Origin of the sequence: Bradyrhizobium sp. 482_C4_N1_8, assembly GCF_052075965.1 — a bacterium.
GTDB classification, from domain to species: Bacteria; Pseudomonadota; Alphaproteobacteria; order Rhizobiales; family Xanthobacteraceae; genus Bradyrhizobium; species Bradyrhizobium barranii.
In genome coordinates this window covers 4,456,238-4,482,430 of the sequence record NZ_CP197231.1, presented here as the reverse complement: position 1 = coordinate 4,482,430, position 26,193 = coordinate 4,456,238, and the positions used below count along the sequence as shown (strand labels likewise).

25 protein-coding genes are annotated in these 26,193 nt (G+C 61.4%); 6 read left to right on the top strand and 19 right to left on the bottom strand.

The genetic code is table 11. The annotated features are described in order from the left end of the window. Window positions 1–12 precede the first annotated feature (12 nt). Together AB7Z56_RS21395 and AB7Z56_RS21390 are read left to right on the top strand one after the other, a co-directional pair. Window positions 13–654 carry an HAD-IA family hydrolase gene (locus AB7Z56_RS21395; protein ID WP_135213713.1) on the top strand — a complete coding sequence of 214 codons (642 nt, stop codon included), beginning with the start codon at window positions 13–15 and terminating at the stop codon, window positions 652–654. Between the two features lie 38 nt (window positions 655–692). Continuing rightward, the gene (locus AB7Z56_RS21390; protein WP_208071250.1) at window positions 693–1,628 is read left to right on the top strand and encodes a nucleoside hydrolase; all 936 of its coding nucleotides are present in this window, start codon (window positions 693–695) and stop codon (window positions 1,626–1,628) included. An 82-nt stretch (window positions 1,629–1,710) separates the two neighbouring features. On the opposite strand, the gene AB7Z56_RS21385 is transcribed toward AB7Z56_RS21390, so the two are convergent. The 5 genes from AB7Z56_RS21385 to AB7Z56_RS21365 all read right to left on the bottom strand — a co-directional run bounded on the left by AB7Z56_RS21385 (window position 1,711) and on the right by AB7Z56_RS21365 (window position 8,892). Beyond that, entirely contained in the window at window positions 1,711–2,664 is a 954-nt protein-coding gene (locus AB7Z56_RS21385; RefSeq protein ID WP_135213715.1) for a YVTN family beta-propeller repeat protein, read from the bottom strand. Between the two features lie 2 nt (window positions 2,665–2,666). Then, window positions 2,667–3,236 (bottom strand): SRPBCC family protein, encoded by a 570-nt coding sequence (locus tag AB7Z56_RS21380; RefSeq protein WP_063983150.1) that lies wholly within the window; start codon window positions 3,234–3,236, stop codon window positions 2,667–2,669. A 1,322-nt stretch (window positions 3,237–4,558) separates the two neighbouring features. Next, window positions 4,559–6,172, bottom strand: coding sequence for an arylsulfatase (locus AB7Z56_RS21375; RefSeq protein WP_441256830.1), 1,614 nt, complete (start codon window positions 6,170–6,172; stop codon window positions 4,559–4,561). A gap of 687 nt (window positions 6,173–6,859) precedes the next feature. Further along, window positions 6,860–7,183: a hypothetical protein gene (locus AB7Z56_RS21370; RefSeq protein ID WP_354233141.1), complete on the bottom strand. Its 324-nt coding sequence runs from the start codon at window positions 7,181–7,183 to the stop codon at window positions 6,860–6,862. A 125-nt stretch (window positions 7,184–7,308) separates the two neighbouring features. After that, a complete protein-coding gene (locus tag AB7Z56_RS21365; protein WP_354132924.1) occupies window positions 7,309–8,892 on the bottom strand; it encodes an MASE4 domain-containing protein in 1,584 nt (527 codons plus the stop codon). Between the two features lie 439 nt (window positions 8,893–9,331). On the opposite strand from AB7Z56_RS21365, the gene AB7Z56_RS21360 reads away from it, so the two are divergent. Together AB7Z56_RS21360 and AB7Z56_RS21355 are read left to right on the top strand one after the other, a co-directional pair. Continuing rightward, complete coding sequence (locus tag AB7Z56_RS21360) at window positions 9,332–10,774, top strand: SMODS domain-containing nucleotidyltransferase (protein WP_354132925.1); 1,443 nt, start codon at window positions 9,332–9,334, stop codon at window positions 10,772–10,774. Between the two features lie 6 nt (window positions 10,775–10,780). Next, on the top strand, window positions 10,781–11,893 hold the full coding sequence (locus tag AB7Z56_RS21355) for an SAVED domain-containing protein (RefSeq protein ID WP_354233142.1): 1,113 nt from the start codon (window positions 10,781–10,783) through the stop codon (window positions 11,891–11,893). A 23-nt stretch (window positions 11,894–11,916) separates the two neighbouring features. Here the strand turns inward: AB7Z56_RS21355 and AB7Z56_RS21350 are convergent, their stop codons facing one another. The 11 genes from AB7Z56_RS21350 to AB7Z56_RS21300 all read right to left on the bottom strand — a co-directional run bounded on the left by AB7Z56_RS21350 (window position 11,917) and on the right by AB7Z56_RS21300 (window position 20,219). Further along, on the bottom strand, window positions 11,917–12,117 hold the full coding sequence (locus AB7Z56_RS21350; protein WP_354132927.1) for a hypothetical protein: 201 nt from the start codon (window positions 12,115–12,117) through the stop codon (window positions 11,917–11,919). Window positions 12,118–12,521: 404 nt separating this feature from the next. After that, window positions 12,522–13,571 (bottom strand): hypothetical protein, encoded by a 1,050-nt coding sequence (locus tag AB7Z56_RS21345; RefSeq protein ID WP_354132928.1) that lies wholly within the window; start codon window positions 13,569–13,571, stop codon window positions 12,522–12,524. 68 nt (window positions 13,572–13,639) lie between these two features. Further along, window positions 13,640–13,990 (bottom strand): hypothetical protein, encoded by a 351-nt coding sequence (locus AB7Z56_RS21340; RefSeq protein ID WP_354233143.1) that lies wholly within the window; start codon window positions 13,988–13,990, stop codon window positions 13,640–13,642. Further along, the gene (locus AB7Z56_RS21335; protein ID WP_354132930.1) at window positions 13,987–14,373 is read right to left on the bottom strand and encodes a hypothetical protein; all 387 of its coding nucleotides are present in this window, start codon (window positions 14,371–14,373) and stop codon (window positions 13,987–13,989) included. Before AB7Z56_RS21335 ends, AB7Z56_RS21340 begins: the two co-directional genes overlap by 4 nt. Window positions 14,374–14,521: 148 nt before the next feature. Further along, on the bottom strand, window positions 14,522–14,686 hold the full coding sequence (locus AB7Z56_RS21330; protein ID WP_354132931.1) for a hypothetical protein: 165 nt from the start codon (window positions 14,684–14,686) through the stop codon (window positions 14,522–14,524). Between the two features lie 99 nt (window positions 14,687–14,785). Further along, window positions 14,786–15,703 (bottom strand): helix-turn-helix domain-containing protein, encoded by a 918-nt coding sequence (locus AB7Z56_RS21325; protein ID WP_354132932.1) that lies wholly within the window; start codon window positions 15,701–15,703, stop codon window positions 14,786–14,788. A gap of 64 nt (window positions 15,704–15,767) precedes the next feature. Continuing rightward, entirely contained in the window at window positions 15,768–16,643 is an 876-nt protein-coding gene (locus AB7Z56_RS21320; RefSeq protein WP_354233144.1) for a hypothetical protein, read from the bottom strand. A gap of 123 nt (window positions 16,644–16,766) precedes the next feature. Continuing rightward, window positions 16,767–17,009 (bottom strand): hypothetical protein, encoded by a 243-nt coding sequence (locus tag AB7Z56_RS21315; RefSeq protein WP_354132934.1) that lies wholly within the window; start codon window positions 17,007–17,009, stop codon window positions 16,767–16,769. 136 nt (window positions 17,010–17,145) lie between these two features. Continuing rightward, window positions 17,146–17,562, bottom strand: a complete 417-nt coding sequence (locus AB7Z56_RS21310; protein ID WP_354132935.1) for a hypothetical protein — start codon at window positions 17,560–17,562, stop codon at window positions 17,146–17,148. 66 nt (window positions 17,563–17,628) lie between these two features. Continuing rightward, window positions 17,629–18,978: a site-specific integrase gene (locus AB7Z56_RS21305; protein ID WP_354233145.1), complete on the bottom strand. Its 1,350-nt coding sequence runs from the start codon at window positions 18,976–18,978 to the stop codon at window positions 17,629–17,631. Between the two features lie 473 nt (window positions 18,979–19,451). Continuing rightward, on the bottom strand, window positions 19,452–20,219 hold the full coding sequence (locus AB7Z56_RS21300) for an AAA family ATPase (protein ID WP_135213716.1): 768 nt from the start codon (window positions 20,217–20,219) through the stop codon (window positions 19,452–19,454). A 266-nt stretch (window positions 20,220–20,485) separates the two neighbouring features. Here AB7Z56_RS21300 and AB7Z56_RS21295 point away from each other — a divergent pair, with 266 nt between their 5' ends. Then, entirely contained in the window at window positions 20,486–22,558 is a 2,073-nt protein-coding gene (locus AB7Z56_RS21295; protein WP_354123741.1) for a DUF1217 domain-containing protein, read from the top strand. A 16-nt stretch (window positions 22,559–22,574) separates the two neighbouring features. Here AB7Z56_RS21295 and AB7Z56_RS21290 read toward each other — a convergent pair whose 3' ends face one another. The 3 genes from AB7Z56_RS21290 to AB7Z56_RS21280 all read right to left on the bottom strand — a co-directional run bounded on the left by AB7Z56_RS21290 (window position 22,575) and on the right by AB7Z56_RS21280 (window position 25,655). After that, complete coding sequence (locus tag AB7Z56_RS21290; protein ID WP_283016581.1) at window positions 22,575–23,435, bottom strand: PCC domain-containing protein; 861 nt, start codon at window positions 23,433–23,435, stop codon at window positions 22,575–22,577. Window positions 23,436–23,444: 9 nt separating this feature from the next. Beyond that, a complete protein-coding gene (locus AB7Z56_RS21285; RefSeq protein WP_283016582.1) occupies window positions 23,445–25,052 on the bottom strand; it encodes an acyl-CoA synthetase in 1,608 nt (535 codons plus the stop codon). A gap of 105 nt (window positions 25,053–25,157) precedes the next feature. Continuing rightward, window positions 25,158–25,655: a hypothetical protein gene (locus tag AB7Z56_RS21280; RefSeq protein WP_063983146.1), complete on the bottom strand. Its 498-nt coding sequence runs from the start codon at window positions 25,653–25,655 to the stop codon at window positions 25,158–25,160. Between the two features lie 94 nt (window positions 25,656–25,749). On the opposite strand from AB7Z56_RS21280, the gene AB7Z56_RS21275 reads away from it, so the two are divergent. Further along, complete coding sequence (locus AB7Z56_RS21275; RefSeq protein WP_014495092.1) at window positions 25,750–26,112, top strand: hypothetical protein; 363 nt, start codon at window positions 25,750–25,752, stop codon at window positions 26,110–26,112. The last annotated feature ends 81 nt before the right edge of the window (window positions 26,113–26,193 follow it).

Below are 26,193 nucleotides of genomic sequence, written 5' to 3'. Positions count from 1 at the left end.
AAAACCTCCTCCATGCACTACTCCCTCGCCATCTTCGATCTCGACGGCACACTGGCCGACAGCTTTCCGTGGTTCCTGCGCACCATCAACGATGTCGCCGATCGCTTCAATTTTCGCCGCGTCGCGGATGACGAAATCGAAGCGCTGCGACATGCCTCGTCGCGCGAGATCCTCGCCCGGCTCGAGGTGCCGCTGTGGAAGCTGCCGGCGATCGCGCGGCATGCGCGGCGGCTGAAGGCGGAGGCGGCGGCGGAGATTCCCCTATTCGCCGGCGTCGAGACGATGCTGCAGACGCTGGCCGGGAACGGCGTGCAGCTCGCGCTGGTGACGTCGGATAGCGAAGCCAATGCGCGCGAGAAGCTCGGCGAGTCCGCCGCCCTGTTCGCGCATTTCGACTGCGCGGCGTCGCTGTTCGGCAAGCCCGCGAAATTCCGCCGCGTGATCCGGCGCGCGGGCGTGGAGCCAGGCCGCGTGATCGCGATCGGCGACGAGGTCCGCGACATCGAGGCGGCGCGCGCGGTAGGGATTGCCTGCGGCGCGGTGAGTTGGGGCTACGCCGCGCCGGCGGCGCTGCGGGCGCTTGCGCCCGATCACATGTTCGCGCAGATGGATGAGATCGCAGACGTGGTCTGCCGGATTTCGCTCAAGGCCTGATCCGCAATCGAGCCCCCCCCCGGCCCAAGGAGACGGTGATGACACTCTCGGACGCAGCCCGCCTCAAACTCCTGGAGCCGCCGGTCGGCAAGGTGCGCGTGGTGCTCGACACCGACACCTACAACGAGATCGACGATCAGTTCGCGCTGGTGCAGATGCTGCTGTCGAAGGACCGGTTCGACGTCGAGGCGATCTACGCCGCGCCGTTCTTCAACACACGCGCCGACAGTCCCGGCCACGGCATGGAGCTGAGCTACCAGGAAATCCTTCGCCTGCTGGAGCGCCTCAACGTCGCGCCGGACGGCCTCGTCCATCGCGGCGTCACCGACTATGTCGGTCCCGGCAAGACGGCGCAGGCGGCCCCCGCCGTCAACGACCTCGTGGCCCGGGCGCGCGCAGGCTCCCCAGACAATCCGCTCTACGTCATTGCCATCGGCGCCATCAGCAATGTCGCCTCGGCACTGCTCGAGGCCCCCGACATCATCGACCGCGTGGTGGTGGTCTGGCTTGGCGGTCACGCGCTGGAATGGCCGCACACGATCGAGTTCAACCTCAAGCAGGACGTCGGCGGCGCGCAGGTGCTGTTCGACAGCGGCGTGCCGCTCGTGCTCGTGCCATGCAAGGGCGTCACCTCGCACCTTCACAGCACGGTGCCGGAGATCGAGCGCTACGTCGAACCGCATGGCAGCATCGGCGCGTTCCTCGCCATGCGCTTCAAGGACTATTCGTCCGACCATCTGGGCTGGGCCAAGGAGATCTGGGACATGGCGCCGGCCGGCTGGCTTCTCAATCCCGATTGGGCGCCGAGCGTGATCGTGCCGGCTCCGGTTCTCACGGATCAGATCACGTGGAGCATCGATCGCCGGCGGCATCCGATCCGCTACGTGACCTATGTGGATCGCAACCCGATCCTGAAGGACTTTTTCCTGAAGTTGAAGGCGTTTGCCGGATCTAAGAGTGGTTTAGCGCCGTAGCCCGGATGGAGCGAAGCGCAATCCGGGAAAGTGTCCCCGCATTCCGCTTCGCTCCATGCAGGCTACAGATGCTCCGCGCCCCCTACTCCGTCCTACGCAGGAACGCCCCGAACGCGCGCGGGCCGTCGCCGGTCTTGACCTCGCCGATCACCTTCAGCTCGGTGGCATCGATGATGCTCAATGTGTTGCTCTCCCAGCAGGCGACGATGACGCGCTTGCCGTCGGCGGTCACATTGATGCCTTCGGGATAGTCGCCGACATTGATCCGCTTGACCGGCTTCAGCGTCGCCAGGTCGAACACGCTGACGGTGCCGCCATATTGGTCGGTGACGAAGCCGCGCCCTTGCGTCAGCGCCACCGCATAAGGACGCATCCCGACCGGCACGCGGCCGATCTCTTGGCTCGCGGCGATGTCGATCACCGAGACGTCGTTGGAGCCGACATTGGCGGTGTAGGCGCGTTTTCCCTCGGCATCGATGGTGACGCCGAACGGACGGGTCCCGACCTTGATGGTCGCCCTGCGCTCACGCGTCGCGGTATCGACCACCGAGACGCTGTCGTCGTCGCGGTCCGCCGAGAGCAGCAGCCTGCCATCAGGCGTCACCGCGAGGCCGGACGGGGATGCGCCGACCGCGATGCTGGCCGTGATACTGCGCGAGGCCGTATCGATCACCCGCACTGCCGCCGCATACCAGTCCGCGACGTAGACCGTCTTGCCATCGGGCGTCACGGCAATGCCGAGCGGCCCGCCGCCGACCTCGATCCGCCCCGAGACCTGCCGCGTTGCGGCGTCGACCACGGTCACCGCCTTGGCGTCGGGGCTCGTGACATAGGCAAAGCGCCCATCCGCGCTGACGGCCACGCCGGCCGGCTTGCCGCCGATCGGGATGGTCGCGACGCTGCGCGATGTCGCGAGGTCCACGACCATCAGATCGTCGCTGAGCTGGTTGGTGACGAACGCCTCTTCGGCGGACGCGCTGCCAATACTGGCAGCGCAAAGGCTGGCGGCGAGCGCCGCCAGGATCCGCGCCCGCACGGTCAGCTTCCGCTCTCGATCTTCTTCTTCAGCGCTTCGAGGCCGGCCTGATAGAGCCCCTTCACCGCCTTCACCGCGGCCTCGTCGCTGAGCTCCGGCGGCGGATCGTTGTTGGGGAAGCCGCGGTAGAACGCGCCCGCCCATTCCAGCGTCGCGCCCTTGCCGTCGGCGCTCGGCGTCACCGTCAGCGTCGAGGAATAATTGGTGACCGGCAGCACCTTCACGTCCACCTTGGTGATCCGGTAGGAATAGGTCATCGCGGCAGCGTCGAACTTGTAGAGTTCCTCATCGACGGTGGCGCCTCCCGTCAGGGTCAGCCGCCGCGTCGCTTCGATCTCATTGCCCTTCTCGCCCTCGGTCTTGGTGACAGGCGGCAGCCAGCTCATGTCCTGGAAATTGCCGATCGCGGCCCACACCTTGGCCGGCGGCGCGTTGATCTCGATGGATTCGCGCACCTTCTGCCGGGTCGGCCCATGTGCCCAAGCCGGGCCAAACGCCGCCGTCAAAGCCACCGCGCCCGCGGCAGTCAGCACCGCGCCCATGACCATGCGCCGTCCAATCGTCACCCTCATCTCGTTTCCTCATGCGTCTCGTGGATCGTGCGCGACTTGAGGCGCGCTGCGATCATGGTAGCGCATTTTGCGGCCGTGGGGAGACCTGTTCATGGCGGCGTTGCGGCGCGCGCTCGCGCGTCCCACAACCCCTTGCGCCGCCCGTCGGGCAAAACACCCAATGGGCGGGTCAACCGCACCACGCAGAAATAATTCTCTTTATCCGCATTTCGGATTATCATATAGAAAGCCATCCCACCCCGGGCCGAGGGGCGTTATCGCGATCGTCACGACACGCGGGGTGGGACGTGGTGGACGCAGGCGGCGTCGGCGCGAAGGTGGTTTGCAGGGCGGGCAACCGTGAGCGAACGCCGCGCGCACACGACCGGTGCAGCCTGTGTACGGTAAAACCGTGCCGTCCTGGCGCCCGGAGCCTGTGCGCCAAGTCTTGCGGTGATGTGGCGGCCCGACCGGGCCCGCACATCAGTCATCCGCAAGGCGACGGGGGCAATAGTGCATCGCTCCCCGGGGAGAGCTCGGCATAAGCCGTAAAACCACTGCGCATGAAAAGTATATGCGCAAAAAACCTTTATAAATCAATGTGATGATACTTGAGTGTCGTCATTTGTGTCGCGATCCGCTGAGCAACCGATAGCTGTGCATAATTCTGCGATGCGCGCCCATGCATTGGTTGCTTGCATCCTGTCTTAGCCCTGAGCAGTAGTTGTAATTCCGGCAATTCCCTCGCTTCGCAGGGACGCGCGCTGGTGCGTTCAAGGGTCGGGGCGTCCCCGAACAACGCGACGGGACAGACACGCACCACGGGGCGTCCCTGTGCGTTGGTTCGACCACGCTAAAGACGACATTAGCGATGGGAAATTCGCAGCGAGCGAACGCCGCGACGCCCATTCCAAATGATGCGCGATGGCTTGCGATGTCTGCACTACGCCCGGAAGCAGACATCTGGGCTGGCACTCAGCAGCTCTGCTTTGGGCCACATCCGGACTCATGCAGCGCAGCATCATTCGGTCAGATGGTCCACGCGGTCAGCAGTCATGGAGTGATGGAGTGATGGAGAGATCGGGCTGGCGTTGCCGCTTACGGCGGAAAAGGCACGTCGGTCATCTTGGTCCTAAACCAGTACAAGTGTAATGGGTGCAGTCCTGGTAAACACCCCATCACTCGAACGATGGCAGTAATGAGCAACTCCGCTTCACCACCCAAACGAACGGGTGAGGTTGGCCGTCTCTGGAAGCGATTGCACCGGAAGCGCATTCATCGTTCACCTGTCGTGTGCGGGCGCCCCCGTAGGGGCGCCGCGTGGTTGTGTTACGCGCGGTCGGCTATTGGCTCGGGTGGCCCTGACCCTTCTTGAGCTGATTCATGACCTGATCCAAGTTGTAGCTCGCCGGATCCTGCATCGGCGGGAACGTCTTGTAGGTCTCCAGTTCCGCGAGCCAGAGCGCCTGGCCGATGGGCAGCAGGTTCCAGTCGTATATGTAGGCCGTGGCCGGTGCGGCGAGCGCGCCGCCGAACCAGAAACCCGCTTTTTTCTCGTCGCCCCACCCCATCTCAAATGGATCGCGCTTGAGGTTTACCATGCCGGCTGCGAACATCGTCTGGACTCCCGGGTTCACAAACCCCGTCGGGGTTTCGGGCGCGATCGCGAAATACATCTTCCAATTCTTGTAGCGCACCGCCGACGGGTGGCTGCTGGAATAGTAGAAGAAGACGTCGCGCGCGGACTTCTCGGTCGTTCCCTCCAGGTAGTCGCGCTGATTGAAGCCGTCGAGCGTGGTCTTGACGATACCCGGGTAGCTGCCGGCCTCGATCTGCGCCTTGAGGCCATCGCCCTTGGGGCCGCCGGCGATGTCGACGAGCGTGGGCAGCCAGTCTAGCGAGGCGAAGATCTCGTCCTTCACCGTGCCCGGCTTGATGACGCCCGGCCAGCGGATGACGCACGGCGCGCGCATGCCGCCTTCCCAAGTGTTCATCTTCGAGCCCTTGAACGGCGTGACGCCGCCGTCGGGGAAGGTGAAGGTCTCGGCTCCGTTGTCGGTCGTGAACACGACGATCGTGTTGGCGAGTTGACCCATCTCTTCCAACTTCTGCAGCACGTAGCCGATGTTGTCATCCATCTGCTTCATGCCGGCTTCGTTGACGCCCCAGTCCTTGCCGCCGGGCTCGCCGACCATGGCCATGTATTTGTCGTTCAGCACGGTCGTGACGTGCATGCGCGCCGGGTTGTACCAGACGAAGAACGGCTTGTTGGTCTTCTTGGGATCGTTGCGGTCGAGGAAGTCGATGACCTTGGCCGAAATTTCCTCGTCCACCCCCTTCGAACGCTCAAGGGTCAGCGGGCCTTGGTCCTGGCAAGTCTGGTTCTTCGCCGTTCCGTCGGAGGACTTGCACCAGATGACCGGACGCGGCGGCGTCAGGCAGGTCTTTGTCTTCGTTACCGTTCTCGGATCCACCGCGCCCGGCACTTCCGCAAGACCCGGGATCGGTGTGTTCCTGCAGGGTGGGGCGACGGTCTGCTGGGTCGGGGTCTTGTTAATGTCCGGGAAGCTCACGCCCTGCATCGCATCCAGGTGGTACAGATAGCCCCAGAACTCATGGAAGCCATGGGCGGTCGGCAACGCGTCGGTGTGGTCGCCCAGGTGATTTTTGCCGAACTCGCCGGTGTTGTAACCGAGGTCGCGCAGGAACCACGCGATCGAAGGCGTCCCAGGCAGCAGATAGGTCGGGCTTCCCGGAAGCTGCGGCGGGATCATGCCCGTGCGCAGCGGGTTCATGCCGGTGAAGAAGGCGTTGCGCCCCGCAGTGCAGCTCTGCTCGGCGTAGTAGTGCATGAACTTGGCGCCTTCTTGTCCGATGCGGTCGATGTTGGGCGTCTCGCCGACCATCAGCCCTTGATGGTAGATGCGCGGCTGCATCCAGCCGATGTCGTCGCCCATGATGAAGAGAATGTTTGGTTTCTGCGGTGTTTGCGCCACCGCCGGTCCGGACAGCGACAGCGACACCAGTGTCGTGGCGCCGAGAAGCGCGGCGCAGGATCGTTTGTGCCAACCTGTCGCAACGTTGCGCAGATTTGGGATGCCGGATCTTGTATCTTTGTGTGTGCAGCGAAACATGGCGTCACCCTCCTTTTTTTGCGGCGTCAAAGGCGCCGCGCCAAATGCATGGAAAGCTTGCTCAGAACCGCGAAGCACTCGCCGTGCCCATGTGGCACGGCGAGTGCTCGGTGATAGACCGGCACAAAGCGGTCTAGATTCCATTGATCCAGATCAAGGGTTGGGCCCGCCCGGGGGATTTCGGGAATTGAGCTGCAGCGCTGACTTAAGAACGCGCGAGGTCGTCACGTCCGTTTGGGGTCAATCGCGTCGTTTTCAGCAGTTGGCTCTCGACTTCCGGTCTTCCCCCGGAAGCAGAGATCGTCGCGGGGCGGGTGTCTGTCGTGGTGACGACTGACACGGTCGCGTCTAGGTCGCGGTGATGTGTGACGCTGGTGGGATCGTCGAACATGGCGGCTCACCGCATCGGTGCCGGGGTCCTTCTGAGAGCGTGAATTAATGGGGGGACCGTGCGACCCCACGTCGTGAAGATATTTCACCCGGACGAAATCCAGATTGCGTTGCGGAGAGTTATCGCGCGCCGACCTCACGCTTTGCAGGTGTATCATTTGGTACACCTGACTTTTCGCGCGCCGATCGCATGAGAAGCGCGATGTCGGCCTGCGAAATTGCGAAGCGGGCCGGATCGACCGGCGGGGCGAGCGGTGGTTCGCCTACGCGCCGCCGGAGCCATTCGCGGAATTCTTGCCGCTCAAGCCGCAGCGCCGCCCTCAGGCCCGCTTGGAAGAACCGCTCGCGCTGCTGCGGGTTGAGCCGCGCCCAGCCCTTCATCGTGACCTCGAACAGATCAGTGCGCCGCATCTCGCGAGCCCCTTTGAAAAGCAGATGCGGCAAACAAACATCGAAAAATGAAAAACGCAAATATGCTGAAGGGGCGCGCGTCTATCTATGCTCCCAGAGGGACCCGGACGACCGATTGCCGGAGTTCGTGACAGTCCGATTTAATCCTGAGCGACGGATTACGATTTGCGCAACGGCAGTCGAATACGGAACACCGCGCCCCCTCTGGGTTGATTGTGCGCCGATATCGTTCCGTTGTGGGCCTCGATAACTGATCGCGCGATTGACAATCCCATCCCCATGCCGTGCGCCTTAGTCGTGACAAACGGTTCAAACACGCCTTGGAGTTTGTCAGGCGGGATGCCCGGACCAGCGTCGGCAATTGCTACTTCGGCAAATTCGCCGCGAAGCGAGGTCTGGATTGTCAGCCTGCGGCGAGAGGCCGGAATTTCGGACATCGCATCCATCGCGTTAACGATCAGGTTCACTAGGACCTGCTGAATTTGAACCCGGTCCCCGCTGATCGGCAGCAATGGGGGTCCAATGGCAGTACTCACATCAACCTGCCGCGCAGCAGCTTGGCCGGAAAGAACTGCGACAGCCTGCCGGACATTTTCGTTGAGTTCGATGGGTTTTACCTCGAATGGCACCTTCTTGAGCAGGGTCCGAATTCGTCGAAGTACTTCACTCGCACGCACATCGTCGCGGTTGATGTCGGCAGCGATTTCTCGAATTTCACTGATGTTCGGCGTGGGGGACTCGAGCATCGACTGCATCGTTTCAACGTTAGTGAGAATGGACCCGAGAGGTTGGTTTACCTCGTGCATGATCAAGGCGGCCATCGCTTCCATGCTCGCGAGCTTGTTGTGTTGCTCACGCTGCAGCACATCGTTTGATCGAGCCAAGTGGACGTAAAGCCACGTCGTTTCCGCGAGCAGAATGATCAGGACAATACTCGACGTAATAAGTGAGAATACTCGCCCCGCGTAGAAGCCGGCACTGAAGCGAACGGTTGGCAGCAGGCCGCTGAAGGCAAGCTCCGCAATAAACACCGCAGCCACCACAATTAACCAAAGGTCGAGTACTGAACGCCGCCGGATTAACAAAACGGTGAGGCCAGCAGCGGTGATCAGTATCGTGAACCAGATTGGATAGATCACGAAGGGACTCAGCCGGGACCCGTCAAGAACGATTGGGGGTAGCAGCGCCTCACCTGCGGTAGTTAGCCAGGTGATCCCGATTACCAACGCAACCACGGTTGCCGCGCACCAGCCGATCTCACGTCCGACAGGTGCTTCGGAGGCGAGCCCGTCGTGTTTCGCGTCCTTCGATATCGCGTAACCCAACAGAGCCACTGCGAAGCCAACATGCCAGAAGATGAAAAGCCATGATCCCGTCTGCGGGCCTGCACCGAAGAGTCCCGTTGGCGTGAACGCGCCGGTAAAAGTAAGTGCATGAGGAATGACGATGAATGCCGTGAACAAATAGCCGCTCGCCAGCGCAAGGAGCGAGCGCGAACGGGAAATCGAAAACTGGGCGTACAGCAGAACGGCTGTAATCAGGTCGGTGACCAGAACAATGGCATCAAGTGAGGGAAAAAAGGCATTGAGTGCGACTACCGGTCTATCGGAGAACGGAACTACTGCCGCAAAGCCAACCAATACTATTAATAAAACGGCGATCGCCGCCCGCGTCTGACGCCTTGTCGGCGGCAAGTCCGTGAGCAATATCTCGGAAACAGCCGTGCGGTCTTCCGTAACCATCGTCGGTACCAAGAATATCCGATCGGCATTCCGAAGCAAGCCAGTTGCAACCGTGAGTCAGCACAGAACGATCAGACCCGCGCAGAGATGGAGGTCGGCTAGTTTTGGGCCAGCCGCGCAACTCATGGCCTGTTCCGCGTCGTCAACCGCCGTGTCGGCAACCTCGCGCCGATGCCGGGCGTGTTTCCAGATTATCCGGCCCCGGTGGTGCGCAACACGACACCGGGCGCGAATTGAGCATGATGGGGTGGGACATAGGCAAAACGCCGGGCCGCACTAATCGGAGTGGCCTCCCGGACCTTCCTGCTACTGGGGCCCCCTGTGTATATGGCACATTCCCGCGCAGCATAGGGTTCGTCCACATGGCCGACTCACTGTAACATTGCGTTTTGGTCCTTCGACCACTTTCGCGCGAACCGGCTTTTTGTGGAATTTCAAGATGAAGCACCTTGCCGAGTTCAACACCTTCCTAGAGAGGGAGGTCAATCTCAACAACACTCGAATCAAAACCCTTAGTGATCGCGTCGAGACGATTGAAAGCTTTCTCTGGCGCAGCGACTGGGGCCAAATCATCAAGCGGTTTAGCTCGCAAGGATCATGGGCGCACAAGACAATTATCAAACCACCGGGCGAAAATGGCTTTGACGCGGACTTGCTCATGTTCGTTGATCCTGTCCCGGGCTGGACGGCCAACGATTACATTCTCGGGCTGCGTGGCCTTTTTTTAGAGTCCAAGACCTACAAGGATATAGTCGGGCTAAAAAACCGGTGCGTCACCTTGAATTACGCAGGTGATTTCGAACTCGACGTTGTTCCGTGTGTCGTGGAACGACCCGGACGGATTTATCCGTATGAAGTTTGTAATCGAACGGATGACCGCTTCGAACCCACAGATTCGGAGCGATATACAGAATGGTTTCAACACGCCAATAACTTGATCGGCAGCGATCACCTCATCCACGCCATGCGCCTCATAAAGTATCTGCGCGACACCAAAACCACTTTCTCATGCAAGTCCGTCCTGTTGAACACGCTAGTAGCCAACCAAATTAGCGAGGCGGACACCCACTTCCGGCCATCATACTTCCCGGATTTGCCGACCGCGTTTCGTACTCTGATTTCGCGTCTCGACCATTATCTGCAAGATCGACCCCACCTACACAAGGTCACAAACCCCGTCTTGCAGATCGAGGATTTCAACCGGCACTGGGATCAAGACAAGTACGAGAATTTTCGGGCTATGATCCATAAATACCGTCAGTGGACTGATGAGGCCTACCTCGAGACCGACGAAAAGCAGAGCATCAAGAAGTGGCGCTGGATATTCGGAGACGAGTTCGCGAAAGGCGCGGACATTCTGACTGAGGAGGTCAGCGGCTCGCTTGTTCCCATTCCCAACTTCAATGTGCAGAGGTTTGCGGACACCGTACAGGCGATCAAGCTAATGGGCCTGAGCGTACTCGGTTTAGTTCGGCGGGATTTGCCTTGGGTACAACGAGCGCCGTTCGTGTTTAGCAAACAAGCCATTCCCATTTCGATCAAGGCAACGGTTCACCTACAGGAAAATGGATCAGCAGCCGGAAGCGTCGCCTCTGGTCAAGTTCTTCCTGCGGACCGTCACATACGCTTTGAGGCGGTTGCAGGGACCGGCCTTCCTTTCACAGGTAAGGATCACGATGTCCAATGGCAGGTGGTGAATACGGATCGCTCCGCAGGCTATGCCAAGGCACTGCGCGGCGGATTTTATCCATCGAAGCCGCGCAGCGTTAGGTGGGAACGCACTGAGTATCGCGGCATCCACTGGGTGGAGGCATTTCTCATTCGCAAACGCACGGGCGCATGTGTCGGCCGTAGCGACCGTTTCTTCGTCGTCATAGAGTAATAGCCAATGGTTTCCTATCCCACTCGTATCATCATTTGGACCCGCTCAGGAGGCCGCTGTAATTTTCCCGGCTGTAATGAGTATCTTCTCGATGACTTCATTGCGGGCAAGGAGAATAGAAACTATGGCTTGATCGCACACATCATTGCCGAAACGCCCGGCGGCCCTCGCGGCGATCCCGGTCGCTCTCCCGAACTCGCGGATGATCCCAGCAATCTAATGATGATGTGTTACAAGCATCACAAGATCATTGACGATGAAGAAGATCGCTATCCTGAGCAGCTTCTTCTCGACATGAAGGCTGGGCACGAAGAACGTGTAAGAATTGCTACTGGCATCACGGAAGATCGAGCCACATATGTTCTTCGGTACGCCGCGAACATCGGAAGTCACTCCTCGCCAGTGTCCTTCCCGAAGGTCCGCATCGCCACCTTTCCGGACAGATACCCTGCCGATGGCCAATCAATCGCTATCGAAGTAAAGGGGAGCATACAAACAGACGCGGCCGATCTATTCTGGAAACTTGAGCCCGAAAACCTTCGCCAGCAATTCGCAACGCTCGTAAAGTCGCGCATTGATACCGGCCAAATCCATCACCTTTCTGTCTTTGGTTTAGCGCCTATTCCGCTGCTGATCGAACTCGGTCGCCTGCTTGGCGACATAACGCCCGCTGATGTGTATCAGTTGCATCGCGAGCCAGCGGGATGGCTTTGGGCCAAGACGGGCCCACGCATCTGCTTCAAGACGACTACGCCCGCCAACAAGAGTGGTCCTGTCGCTTTGAAGCTCGGTCTCAGCGCCACGATTACCGACGACCGGATCACATCAGTTCTCGGCAAAGATGCATCTACGTGGAGTATCCACTCCGATGCTCCGGGGAACGACATCATGCGTTATCCCGAAGATCTTTCTGAATTTCGTCGGCTTCTGCGACAAACCTATGAAGCGATTAAAGCGGCTCATGGCACGAGTGCTGTAATCAACCTGTTCCCCGCAATCCCTGTCTCTGCTGCAATCGAGGTCGGACGCGTATGGATGCCGAAGGCTGACTTGCCACTGACCATCTTCGACGAAATACGAGGCGAAGGCTTCGTTCCTCGTCTCACAATCGGGCACTAACGGGCTCGCTAAAGGTCGCGGCGTCAACGTGTCCGCGCGGTCGATCGCCGCGATCGATACCATTTCGCGAGCCGCCAACTGGCGTTGCCCGGCTCGAACGGACGGCTCGTGTCGCTGCGGATCACAAGATGCGCCCACGATGGGGGCTTGCCGATGTCGGCATAGAAGGCCGGGAAGTAGCGCCAGCGTTCGCACACCGGGCGAACGCCGCCCGCGCCGGACATTGGTTTTGCGTGTTGCCATTTTCCGCCCCCTCGAAATGGCCGTTACCGCTGCTGCGTCAACAACTGGGAGAAGCGCATGACCGCGCCCTATCCTCGATCAACGAGGCGGGCCGAGATGCCTGCGCCAGCAAACACCTCGACCCTGACGCGACGGCTCGCCGCCTTGGCCACATGGCCCCGTCGCGTTTTGGTTGGGCGGAACGCGGAGCGAGCGTTCCGCCCGGAGCCAGGACATCTGCGCCAGCGGATGCCTCGCCCTGCGCGCCGTCGAGCATGCCGAGTGCCCGGCGGCGCGGTTCGTGATAGAGGTGGCGCGGAACGGGTTGCTTGACAGACCCAGTCCCGCGCCCGTGCAATGTCGGTGAGGAAGCAGGCAGCGAGCCCACCGGCTGCACGAACTGTGTTCATCGGCGCAACGTCCACGAAAGCCCCGGCGATGTTTCCGGCGATGCGTCTGGGCGCGGCGCGGTGACCAACTGGCATTGCAAGATCGCGAGTTGGGAACAGTCGGCACGGTGCTGGACCGGCAAGTTTTGCTCCATCGCTGACCACACGAACCAGCTTTCATCGCGCTCGACCGCCAAAAGATCGCCCTTCGTCTCGGCTTCGGCTTTCTGGCGAGCTTCGTGCGAGAGCGCGGCCTTATCATCGGCTTCGCTGGCAATCTCGCGGTCAAGCGCGGCGATCAGCCCATCACGATGCAACCATGCGATCAGCGCGAGCGCGTCGGCTGTATCGGTGAAGGCCACTGAACGACGCTCCGCGTGAACCTCCGATCTGAGGCTCTGCATCTGGAAATCCACCGGCCCATCAAGCTCGACAAGGCGCGACACCGATGGCGCTCCACGCTGCGCCAATGCCTCGACCTGCGCGCGCATCTGCGCCTTGGCGTAGCTCGACGGGAACGGTGCGCTCGCGATGCGATGCAGATCGGCGCGCAACTCGCGGACGCGGCGGCGCAAGCGTTCGATGCCCGACAGAACGTCCTCGCCCTTGTCCAGCTTCGGCGGCTCGGTCTCAACCTCTTCGAACGTGGTGCCGTGCGGCTTCCCATCGCGCAGCCAGCTCTCGCAGGCAGCCAGCGCGGCGGATGCTGCATGCCATGCCGCCGTCCGCACCTCCCGCAATTCTGTCAGTCGCTTCAAATCGGCAGTCATCTTTTCGAGATGCTTGATAGCGGTTTTGACGCGCGGGTCATCCGGCTTGAGGTTGAAGCCAAAATCCTGCGGGTGATCGGTCAGCCGCTTCAATTCATTCGCGGCTTCGATCTTCCTCATGCTCGCTTCGCGAATAGTCTCGAACTCTGGAATGAGTCGATGCGCATCGGCGGCACGCTGGCGCAGCAGCCGCAGCCGTTCGGCAGCAGCGGGCGGCAGCCACTCGATCACGTCGAGTTGCGGCTGGAGATGTATCCCAGCGGAAAACGGTTGGGGGTTTGCGGGTTCGAAGCTCATGTGCGCCTCCATGATGATGATCGGAGACACGGTGGCGCAGGCCGTTGGCAAAAAATACCGGGGTCGCTTCAGCCCCGATCTCGCTCGCTCGCCCGCAGCACCTCGCGGACCAGCCTCTCGCCCGGCAGACGATCACGGGCCTTCAGGATCATCCAAAAAAATTCCCGGATGGTGCCTCGATGGCGAGGGGGACAAAGCGCCTCTGGACCATCGTTGCGCCATGCGGTTTCCCGAAATCTCGTCAGTCGGGCGACCAGAATGTCCGCCGCTTCATTGTCGCTCAGCCCGATGCAATACCGATCCGCAGCCGCGATCAGATATCGATCGCGCTCGTCTCGCGACAGCATCGCAGCAGGAGTGGGATGCCCGCGACCGACCGGAAACGCGCCTGCAAATGTTGATGGTCGATGCGGCTTCATCCTCGCATGTCTCGAAGAGGCTCGAACCTCCCGTTGGGCACCACCGGCTGCAGCACCTCCGTTGCCTTGCGCTCTATCACCTCCAGGGAAAGATCGCGAATAAGCCAGCACTCGCGACAGACCCCGAAGACGCTGGCGGTAGTCGGTTTAATGATTGCTGGCGTGGTGAGCAGCAATGCCCCGACATACTTCCTGCCTGACATCTGAACGCCGCAGGTGACGCATTCTCTATGTGGGGGTATCGAGAGACCATCACACCAGTAGCGTGCAGCGCGTTGCAAAAGTGGATGAGCATCGAGCGGATCATCGATATCGACCAGATAGGTCAATAGCGCACCGGACGCCTCGCGCCGGTAACGGCGACGTTCGTGACGGGTGCTCATGTCACCACCTCCCGGTCACGTTGCTCATGCGATCATGTCTGATCGTGGCAGTCTGGTCCAGCGATGACTATCCAGCCTTCGGTGCTGGCATCATCCGCCCGCTCTCCATGGGACGGGCCGGTGGTGTCTCTCGGTTCTCGTTCGGTCCTCATTGCCTGCCGGTCCTGCGCGCGCGGCCCTGCTCATCGATCAGCAGCACGCTGCCGCCGGTCATGGTGGTGATCGCAATATCGGGCGTGCAGGTGCATGGACCGCGCTGAAAGATCGCGCAGTCGCCGTCATGCTCGACCGTGCAGTTCATCACGCCGGGCATGGTGGCCAGATCGGCAGCGGCGGCGAGCAGGCGGTGCTGGTAGCCCGGCAGCGGCTTGCGGGTTTTGTTTTGGCGGCGCGGGCATCGGCGCGGCGGCGATCAGTCATCGTTCGTCCTCCAAGGGTTCTCGGCGTCGTTCTCGCGCGGCCGCTGGCGTTCGACCTCCAGCTTGAGGTAGTTCATCGGGTCAGCCTCATCTGCGGCGCAGGCGAGCGTGTCCATCGCATCCTCGAAGTCGTTACCAAGGGCGGCGAGCAGGCGGGTGGCGACAGCGTCGCCCTTAGCTCCAAACAATTCGCGGGCGCTTCGACGGACCTCCTCGAAGCCGGGACGGGTGCGCGCGCCGTGCGCGGCAGTACCTATTTGATCGACGCGAGGTGTCTGTTGCTCTGGCTCTGCCGCCGGTTGATGGAGCGCCGCGTCAGCGGTGCGCGCTACAGGTCCATCGGTCTCGGCGCTGTTGTCGCTCTCTCTATCAACACGGGAGGTGCGCCCGGCGGCGGGGACCGCCGGGCTATTCAGGTTCTCAGGTTCACAGGTTATTTGTGCTGCCACCCTGTCTGTCACCTGAAACCCCGCTTTTCTGTCTACTGAAGGGGCGTTTTCTGTCACCTGAAGCGACGGGTTCTCAGGTGACAGTATGTTGTCACCTGAGGCGGCACCTTTTGGCTCTTTCTCAGGTGACAGCATGTTGTCACCTGATCGGGTCTCACCTGCGCTGGGTATAAGCAGGTTGATCTGGGCGTTTCGCGTGTTGTCGCCACCGGTCCGATCAACCGAAATCCACCCCGCAGTTTCGAGTTCATCGATTGCCCGGGATACCGTCCGCTTTGAAACTTGCAGGCCTTTTGCGAGCGTTGGATGGCCGGGGTCGCATTGACCGGTTTTGCAGTTGAAGGCTGCGCTCAGCCAGAGGGTGAGACGGAGCGCCCTTGGTGAGAGGTCGGAGGCGGCGGCCAACGCGCGCATCCATTGGTCGCGGCCCATGTGCCCGGAAATCGCTTGGCCGCTGCTCATGGCGCATCTCCCAGCGCCCGCGCCATCGCGTCGGATGGGTCGATCGGCTGGTTGATGCTGGTGATCATCGCGGCCATCCTTTGAGAATGGTCCTGAGGGACTCCTGCTCGGCCTTATTGACGACCTCACACCTTTGCCAGGCATCAGGCTCGATCAACTCGATGATCGCCTGTTCGACGCAATCGCGCAGATCGTTCGGGTCCATAGCGTCGAGTTCCCAACAATCGCGCCCATAGTTGGCAACGAACCAGTTGTAGCGCGGGTCTTTGCGCTTATCGGATGCCGGGAACGACGGAAGGCCGCGCACTTGCTGCCGCGTGAGTGCGATGCGCTTGATCGTGATGTGATTGCCGTCGTACTTGGCGAGCCGCGACGGCAAGTCCATCTCCGACATGAACATGCCGGACGGGTCGAAGTCCCCGACGTAGAGAATGATCAGCAGGCGACCGTCGTCATCCTGAGCAACATCGTAAACAGTGGTCGCGCCGCTGAACCCGTGCAGCACGCGGAAGCCGACAGCATACTGGTCGAGCACGGGCTGGAGCACACCACGCACGGTGCCCTTCTCGGACCAGACCTCGACGCGGACAGGTTGCTGGTTCCAGAAATCGCGGCGATAGGATCGGGCCACGCAGAGGGCGTACTGGTCGGGATTGTCCCATGTCGCGACCCGTTCGAACTCGCGGGTCTCGTCAACGATCCAGTCCCACGGAATGATGCCCTGTTCGCGCGCCTTCAGCAGCAGCCGATAGACCCGCCGCATCTCGTTGCGCTCCATCGATGGGATCAGGCCCTTGGTGAACAGCTTGTAGCCCACGCCGCGACCTGTGATCGGCTGCGCCGCTTCGGTTGTGACGCGCATTGCCTCGATCAGGTCGAGCGAGCCCTGCGCCATCCCCCGACCTATTTTGGTACCTGTTCCAGAATACTCGGTAGTCATGATCGGCTTCCCCATGGTTGGGAGCCGGGGCTTGCAGTGTCTCGCGCGCTGGCGCATATGAGGAGCAGTTCCAAGTGCCCCCTACATTGGCCGGAGCGCTGTGCCTGCAGCGCGTCCGGCTTTTTACTGGGCTTCGGCGGCGCTGGCGGCTTCGCGCTCAGCGCGCCAGCGAGCAGCGGCTTCGCGAGAGATCAGGCGGCGCTTCCCGACGTTGAAGGTGCGGGGCATCAGGTCCGGGCGCTTGTAGAACATCTGGATGCTGACCCGGTTGCGGCGGCAAAACTCCTCGATGGTGTAAGCGTCGGCGTCGTCAAAGGGGATGGGGTCGGCAGCGATCTTGCGGCCAGTAACTTCGGCGCGGGCCATTCTGTCCTCACACAATTCGGTTGCGTGGGAGACAGTAGAAATGCAGGGAGCGCACCGTGTGAAGATAGATACTGTTTCGAAATGACGGGTTTCTGTTTCGAAATAAGCAAGGGCCGTTATTTCGACATGCCCGATCTTATTTTGACATGCCAGCATAGGCCGGTTTGATGATGAGCCGGTAGAGCGGACCATCTTCGCCCTCGATGCCTCCTGCACGCAACGTCGCGCGCGCGGCTTCGACCGTCATCCTGTCCTGGCTCTGCAGGATGTCGATGCCGCGCTCGATCTGTTCTTGCGGGATACTGCGCTTGCGGCCAGCGCCGCGCCCGCGCTTCCGCTCTGGTGCAGTCGGCTCTTGCCGCACTGGCGGCACCGTCTCGCCCTCGCGCCGCTTTTTCAGGTCTTCAGCGAACCGGGTCAGGCCGAGCTTTTCGCCGATCAGCAGCATCCGGTCCTGATCTGCCCGCCTGCTTGGCGACTTGAGCATCCGCGCGCGTTCCGCTGCGGCGGCGCGCTGTTCGGGTGTATGCTCGGCTTTAGCCTTCGTGCCCATGGCTGCGATCCATTGGCTTGCGGGTGAGACCGGCCGGGGCGCTCGAACGCCCCGGCCCGGTCGCTATCATCGCACCATCGCGACCACGTTGCCAGCCGCAGGCGCAGGTTCTGACAGCAGCCCGACGCGCGTGATGTCCTCGATGGAATGCTCGGTGATGTGCTTGCTGTAATGCTTTTCGATCATCGCGACGCTGGTGTTGTGCAACGATGCTACCAGTCGGATCGGCACGCTCATCTTCAGCATCCTAACGATGCTCGAATGCCTCAAGCAATATGCCGTCACATCGGCAGGATCGAGCCCGATGGCGGTGACGACCTTGTCCACTTGGCGGTGATAGTTCTGGCCAGGATTTTTGTCCCACGGACTGGCGTCGCTCTGCATCAGCAGCGGCGCATCGTCGGCACGACCCTTAGCCGCCAATTTCAGCCGTGTGGCCAATTGCACCGTAATCGGGACGCTGTAGCGCTCGATCTTTTTCTGGCTGCGGTTTCTGCCGCCGCCCTTGGCGGACTTTGGCATCATGACCTTTGGGCGGATCGGGTGGTCGTGCAGGTCCTCGACGCGCAGGCGGACAGCTTGGCTTGGCCTCGCGCCAGTGATCGCCAGCGTCTCCATGAGCAAGCCGAACTTGTCATCAAGGCCATAGGCGGTGGCGACGAATTCATGAACCTTGTCGTCAGGGAGGATCACGTTGCGTGCCTCTGTGGCGTCAGGCAGACCGGCGAGCCCGGTTTCCCATTCCGCACGGTTCTTGATGCGCGCATCGTGCTGCGCCGCAAGCGCCAGCGCTGCGTTGACGCAACGGCAGAGGCGGTTGATCGTTGCCGGTGCCATCGTGCCCAGCAGCCCGTCGCGCCATCGCTTTAACTCGGTGGCCGTGAGCAATGCCACCGGCTTTGACAACAGCATGCTGGTGAGATGCAGGCGCGGATGCTCGGCGTTGTAGGGATTGGCGCTGCGCGCTTCCAGGTCGCGCTTGTAGTCCTTCAGCGCACCGTCCACGGTGATCGGCGCGTTGCTGGCGCTGCCGTCCTCGCCGCGTGCCAGCTTCTTCGCCGCGTCCTGGGCCTGATAGAACGTCAGCACGGTCTTGGCGTCGGCATCCTCGAAGTCGTCGGCCAGCGCAAAGCCCTTGGTCCAATATGCGCCGTGCCCGTCGCTGGCCTTCAGCACCCATGTGCCGTTGGTCTTGTTGCGGCGGTACATCAGCGAGATGCCGCGTGCGAGCGTCGGCCCGCTGTAGGGCAACCGACGGACCTTCAGTCGCAGCCGTGCGCTGCGGCTTTCGAGTGCGCTGAAACTGACTTTGCGTGCCATTGATCGTGCCCCGTGTCTCGCGAAGTGTCGCGATTGTGTCTGTAAATGCCTAGAGATGCGTATGGCATTATACGGAGATAAGACGTGAGGGATCAACGAGTTACGCTTTCTACGCGCCTCTCTACAAACCCATATGAGTATTTATTTTCCACTGCGCAGGGAAGGCCGGATGTTTGGCTTCACCTGTATGCCACTGTGCAAACTTCGTAGCGCAATTTCCGCACAGTGGACCGCGGGTGCCAGCCGGCACCCGGCCTTCCCCGCGCCCTCGGCACTTTTGGGGGCGATGAATACAGCAGAGCTCGGGCAGATCTTGCCGCGAGGATGCGAATCCGTGCGTGCGATTTGAATTCGAATGCAAAGATAGAAGCTGCTCGCGTGCCCCGGACGCAGCGCAGCGCTTCCCTGGCGATGCGCAGCATCGTCCAGTGCGGCGGTGCGCTGCAGAGCCGGGGCCCATGCATCAGCGAGCGTGTGACTGCGTGAGTCCCTGCTCTGCGCCGCACCGCTACGCGCTGCAGCGCGTCCGGGACACGAGAAGAGCGAGTGCCGTGGGAGCGCGCCCTCGCCTACTCCGCCAGTGTCGCCTCCACGAACCCGCGCGGATCGTCACAGAACTCGCGCATCACCCGGTAATGATCGGTTTGCTCCACCGTCGTCGGCTCCAGGCCGTATTTGCCCAACCGCAACAGTCTCGCGTTTGGATAGGCCATCAGCAGAGGCGCATGGGTTGCCATGATGACCTGGCAGATGCGGGACTCGTCCATGCGTCGCAAGAGCTTCAGGAATTCGATCTGACGCGCCGGCGACAGCGCCGATTCCGGCTCGTCGAAGATGAAGATGCCCTGGCGCTGGCAGCGCTCCTCGAAGAAGCGCAGAAAACCTTCGCCATGGGAATGCGACAGGAAGTCGGGGCCGGCCTGGCCGGCATCACGTGCGGCCTCGTCGAGATATCGCGCGACCGAGAAAAAACTCTCGGCGCGAAAAAACCAGCCGTTGGCGATCTTCGGCAGCCAGCTTGCGCGCAAGGCCCTGGAAAGCTGGCCGCCCATCTTCTCCCGCGCTTCGGAATGGTCGACGGGCATGTAGCCCTTGCCTCCACCCGCATCGTCGTAGCCGGCAAGCGCTGCGATACCCTCGAGGATCGTCGACTTCCCGGTGCCATTCTCTCCGACGATGATCGTGATGGCGGCGTCGAAGTTGAGCTCGAAATCATCCGGGAAGATGGGCAGGCAAAACGGATATGCCTCGCGATCGTGAACTCGCGACGGATCGAGCCAGACCCGCTTCAGATACGGCGCCGGCAGGTTGATGGTGCGATTGCTTCGTCGGCTCATGCTCTGCTTCCAACCCACTCCGGTCGATATTTCGACTGGAACATATCAGGAACACAATCCTCGCGAAAGCAGCACCTGAGAAACATACAGCAACAAAAACCCGGCATGCGTCACTTGGACGCAAATTAAAACCTAAGATTGCAGCGAAGAATCGCCTTAAGAAAACGTTGCTGCGAGACAGCTTGCTGGCATGAGGCCAGCCCCCACCCCGCGACCCGGCAATGATTGACGGAAGTCCAGGACCGTAGAGCCGCGAGGAATGCGCGATGGTATCAACGTATTTCAGCTACAACTACATTGCGCACCATCTCAAGCAGTCCCTGACGCGGGTTGAACAGCAACCCGATGTCGCGCGAGAATCCGCCTATTACAAAGCCAACATCGGCAAGGTGCGGACCGTCGATGATCTTATGAAAGATTATCGCCTGTATCATTATGCGATGAAGGCATATGGCCTGGAAGACATGGCCTACGCCAAGGCTTTCATGAAGAAGGTGCTGGAGAGCGACCTCTCCGACCCAAAGAGCTTCGTCAACAAGTTGGTAGACAAGCGCTACCGGGAGTTTGCCGCGGCATTCTCCTTCAATGGCAGTGCCACGCCAGTTGCGCAATCGGGAGACCAGACCGACGAGATGATCGGTCTGTACACGACGACCAAGAAGAGCCAGGTCGATGCGCTCGCCGCAGACTCGAATTACTACAGCGCTGAAATCGGCAAGATCAGCAGTGCAGACCAACTCCTGAACAACGACCGTCTTCGCAACTATGTCTACTCGGCATACGGGATCGATCAAAGCAAGTGGCCGGGTGACACGATAAGTCAGGTCTTGCGCAGCGATCCGTCCGATCCAAATAGCTACGTCAACACCACCTTCGCTTCTCAGTTGACCGGCCTCAACGCCCAGCTTGCTCAAGCCAAATCGGACGCCAGCGCCGCTGATCTAAAGATAACCGGTTACAAGGCCCAACTATCGCAACCGGGCGCCGACGTGACCCAGTTGAACATCCAGATCCTGGTCGAAAAAAGTCACCTGGAGTCATATACGAAAAGCATTTCCAGCCTCAGTGACCAGATAGCGACGATTGGCGGGTTTGTAGACCTGGCCGGCGCGTTCGAGTTCTCGCCCGACGGGTCGCTTCCGTCAGGCGTGTCCGCCCAGACTGCCGCAAATGTCGCGATCACGAAAAAGCGGTTCGACGACAGCAAGGCCGCCGTCTATTCGGCGGCAAGCCCGATATACGAAGCTTTGGCGATCAAGCAATTCAGAACGGACCTCAGCAAGATCAATTCAGTCCAGGCGTTCGTATCGACACCTGGCGTGTATGATTTTGCGCTGGGCGCCGTCGGCCTCGATCCCGGAATGGTCTCGAAGGCGACGATCAAGGCAGTTCTCGAAAGCGACGTCAACGACCCCAAGAGCTACGTCTATACCCTCAAGGACAATCGGTACGTAGAGCTCGCACGCGCCTTCAACTTCGACGCAAAAGGCAATCTGACGACCCCCTTGGTGGCTCAAGACTCGGCTCAGGTCCTTCAGATCGCGAGAGAATACGTCGTTGCCGCGCTGAAACAGGCAAGCCCTCAGCAGGAGAAGGCAATTCGGGCACTAGCCACGAAAGATGCGACGGCTTATCAAGAGGCAATCGCAGGCATCGACAGCGTTTCCGAGCTTCTCGCAAACAGGCCGATGGTCGATTTCATTCTCTTGGCCAAGGGTTTGGACCCTAAGAAGGTCAGCACCGAATTTCTCAAGAAGATCTTCAGCTCCGACCTGAACAACCCAAAGAGCTTCGCGAACACGCAGAGCGATCCTCGCTTTGCCGAAATCGTTGCGTCGTTCAACTTCGACAGCAAGGGCAACGTCGCGCGCCTCCCGATGATGGGTCCTCAGAAGAGAGATCAATTCCGGGACACACAGGCGAACTATCTCCAGCAAAGCCTGGAGCAGCAGCAGGGGGAGACGAATCCCGGCGTACGCCTTGCGCTCTATTTCCAGCGAAAGGCGGGAGAAATCACGTCCGCATACGACATCCTTGCCGACAAGGCTCTTTCAGAGGTGTTCAGAACCACCTTCGATTTGCCTGACTCGATGGCCTCGATGCAGATCGATCAGCAAGCCAAGGTCGTGGACAAATTCATGAAGATCAAGGATCTTTCCGATCCGGCGAAGGTTGAAAAACTGTTGAGCCGGTTCTCCGCCATGTATGACGTCAGAAACGGCGAGAGCATCGGCCAGGGTCAATCTCCCTTGCTCAACCTCTTTCAAGGATCGAGCTCGGGCATATCAGGGATAAGTGAATCCACGTTCTTGGCCATCGCCAAGCTACGTGCTCACTGATGATCGCTCGCCGATACTAGCCCAACACCTCGAGCGCCAGCTCCATGGTCATCAGCACGGGATTGTCCCCACGGATCAGACGGCCCTCAGCGATGCCGCCAGTGTAGTCGATCAGGGCAATGTCGAGCGCCGCCTCCGGTGCACCCGAACTGCCCTGTACAATCGTCCCCGCTGTCACGGCGAGCTCGGTCGCGAACGGCTCGGTCACCCCGCCATGGGTGAAGCGCGCGCCGATGGTCGAACCGACGCCGCCGTGAATCTTCGCGCGTGCGATGCCATGCGCGCGGCAGAACGCTTCGAGGCAGCCGGCAAAATCCTGGTTGGGCCGCAGCCGCAGCGCGAAGGCGCGGCTTGTCGTACGCGCGCCGGTGCTCACGCCGGGCACCGGCCCAAACAGCTTGAAATTGGTCTCGGGATCGGGCTCCGCGGTGAACATCGCACCGTCGATGCCGAACGCTTCGACCTCGAGCGGCTCGGCGACAACAGTCTCGTCCGGCAGCATGTGGCCACCGCTTGCCTTGCCGTCCGCCTCGGTCCAGAGCCCGTGACAATGAAAGAACGGGGTGCCATCGCGCATTCCGAGCGTCATGCAGCCGAGTTTCGTCCGCGTCACGCCGCTGGGGCGGAAAGTGTCACTGTAGAACGCCGCGTTCTCACCTGTCTTCGACAGCGCCGGCATCACGTATGCGAATGGTCCGAGTGCAGCGCTGCCAAAATTCAGCACGCCACTGGCAAACCCCTCTGCCGCAAAACCACGCCGCGCGGCTTCGAGCAGCGGCAGACCCGCTTCGACCCTAAACGAGAATGCGCGCCCCCTCGCCTCGACCCATTGGATGCGTTCGGCGACAGGCGCGCCCGGCTGCTTGATACTTCGCATCGCGTATGCTCAGCCCGCCTGCTTGTTGTCGAGATCGAGCAGCCCGCGCGCCTCGAGCTCATCGCGCACCATGCGCTTCGGGATCTTGCCATAGCCGGACTTCGGCAAGGCCTCCCAGAAGAAGAACCGCTTCGGCATCTTGTAGCGCGGCACCTTCGGCAGGAGGAACGCCGCCATCTCGGCTTCGCTCACCGGCTTCTCGCCTTCGCGCGCGACGCAGACGGCGACGCCGACCTCGCCCCAGGTCGCATCGGGCACGCCGAGCACGGCAACCTCGCCGACCGCGGGATGCGTCAAGATCTTCTCCTCGATCTCGCGCGGATAGATATTGGAGCCACCGGAGATGTACATGTCGGAGGCCCGTCCCGTGATGTAGACGAACCCCTCCTCGTCCATGTGACCGAGGTCGCCGGTGCGGAACCAGCCGTCGCGGAACGCCTTCGCATTGGCCTCGGGGTTGTCGTAGTAGCCGGCGAGCACGGCAGGCCCGATCACGCAGATCTCGCCGCTCTGGTTGGCGGCCAGCTCGCGGCCCTCGTCGTCCTGGATCGAGACCTGCATGGCCGTGCGCTCGAAGCCGCAGGTGCCGATCTTCGCATAGGGTCCGTCCTCGGGATCATGCAGCGCCGCCGGTAGCACGGTGATGTTGCCGGTGACCTCGCCGAGGCCAAAATACTGCACGATGACCTTGCCGAGCTTCTTCAGCGCGGCCTTCTGGTGCTCGCGGTACATCGGCGCGCCGGCATAGATCACGTGACGCAGCGAGGAATGATCGTATTTGTCGGCGGCCGGATGCTCCACCATCATCTTCAGGATCGTCGGCACCGTGAAGAGATTGCTGACCCGATGCGCCTCGATCAGGCGGAACGCCTCGTCGATGTCGAATTTCTCCGTCGGCAGCAGCACGGTGCACACGCCGCGCGCGGTCTGCACCAGCTGATGCACGCCGGCGCCATGCGACAGCGGCGCCACCACCAGCGACGCATCCGCTTCCGTAACGCCGGGGGTGAGATCGGCGAGATGGTTGGTGACGACAAAACCCATCTGGCCGTGGGTCAGCACCGCGGCCTTGGAGCGGCCGGTGGTGCCGGAGGTGAAGAAGAACCAGCAGGGATCGTCGTGCTCGACGGCGACGTTCGCAACGCTTGCACCGGCCTGCGAGGCGATGGCTTCCGCCACCGAGCGCTCGCCGAACGAGCCCTTGCCGTCGACGCTCCAGGTGAACTCCAGCGCACCGCCCTTCACGGCTGCAGCGTGCTCGGGAAAATCGACGTGGCACAGGAACGCCTTCGCGCCGGAGGCCTGCGCGAGATAGGTGACCTCATCCGGCATCAGGCGGAAATTGGTGGGCACCCAGACCGCACCGAGCCGGAACGCGGCGAACATCGAGAAGAACATCTCGTCGCCGTTCTTGGAATGGACGAGGATGCGGTCGCCCTTGGCGATGCCGCGCGCGGCGAGTGCGGCGGCCAGCGCCGAGACCTGCGCATCGATCTCGCGCCAGGTCCAGGATTTGTCACCCCAGACGAAACCAGGACGCGACCCATGCCGCCGCGCATTCTGGGTCAGCATGTGAGCGAGATTCATGACGCGGCGGGACATGCGCAGGGGCTGCATCGGGCTTCCTCTTCGACGGCGGACGGCGCACGAGCCGCCCGCTCCTTGCAGCCCATTTATCGCCATCGAATGCGGTGTAGCAAGGCCGTCGGTCGCGCATCTGCCCTACGGCTGCTTGAACGCAAACGGCGTCGCCGTGATGGCCTTCTCCTTCCGGCAGGCCTGCGCACCGAAACCGCCGCAATAGCTGCCGTGCAGATCGAAGCGAATGGTGCGCGCCGCGCCACGCTTCATCGCCGGCGGCAAAATCTTGTAGCCGCGGACATAGCCGTCGAACACGGGGCGCACGCTGCCGTCGGGCAAAGTCACCAGGACGTTCATGACGCAGCCGCCGGTTCCGCAATAGGTGGTCTCGCGCTCCCCGCATTTGGTGTCGCGGAAATCGACGATGTAGTCCTCACGGCCGTCGCCGGTCAGGTCGATCTTGCGCACGGTGTCCGGCGCGAAGGTCACCAAGCTACCATCCTGGCTGTCGCATTCCTCATTGGCGTAGCGCAGCGCCTGCTGCACGCCGGGCGGATAATCGGCCGGATTGAACGGTTTTGCATCATCGGCGCGCGCAGCGGTGGTGAGCAGTGTGAGCAGGAGGATCAGATATCGCATTCGCGTTTGTCGCCGGCGCGGCCGCGACCGTTCAGGGAATTTTAAACATGATCGGCGCAACCTCAGCCAGTTCTCGCGTACAGAGTGCCGCATCATGGTCAAAGCGCCCGCCTTCCTCCTGTTGTCGCTGGCGCTCGCCGGATGTGCCGTGGCGCCTCAGGCGCACCTCTCCGCCGACCCCGCCTTCAAGCCTGCGCGCTATGCCTGGGATGGCGCCGGCGAGGATCCCAACCAGCCACGTTCCGGGGCTCCGCGTGCCACGCGCGCCGACGCCGGCTCCGAGCGCAACAGGTCGCAAGCCGGACTTCAGCCCTATTCGAAGGAATGGTGGCAGGCCCAGGACGGCATCGAGGCCGAGCAGGACGCCAAGGTCACCCGCTCCCTCGTCATCTGCCAGGGTTGCCTCCGCCCGCAGCCGCAATCTGAAGATTCCAGGCTCGCCAAAGCGACCGATTGAACCGAGCGGCCGCGCCATCGGTCTACAGAGATACGCGCTGACGCCGGCCGCTCCGGCCCTGCGGTCGCACGTCATTATCTC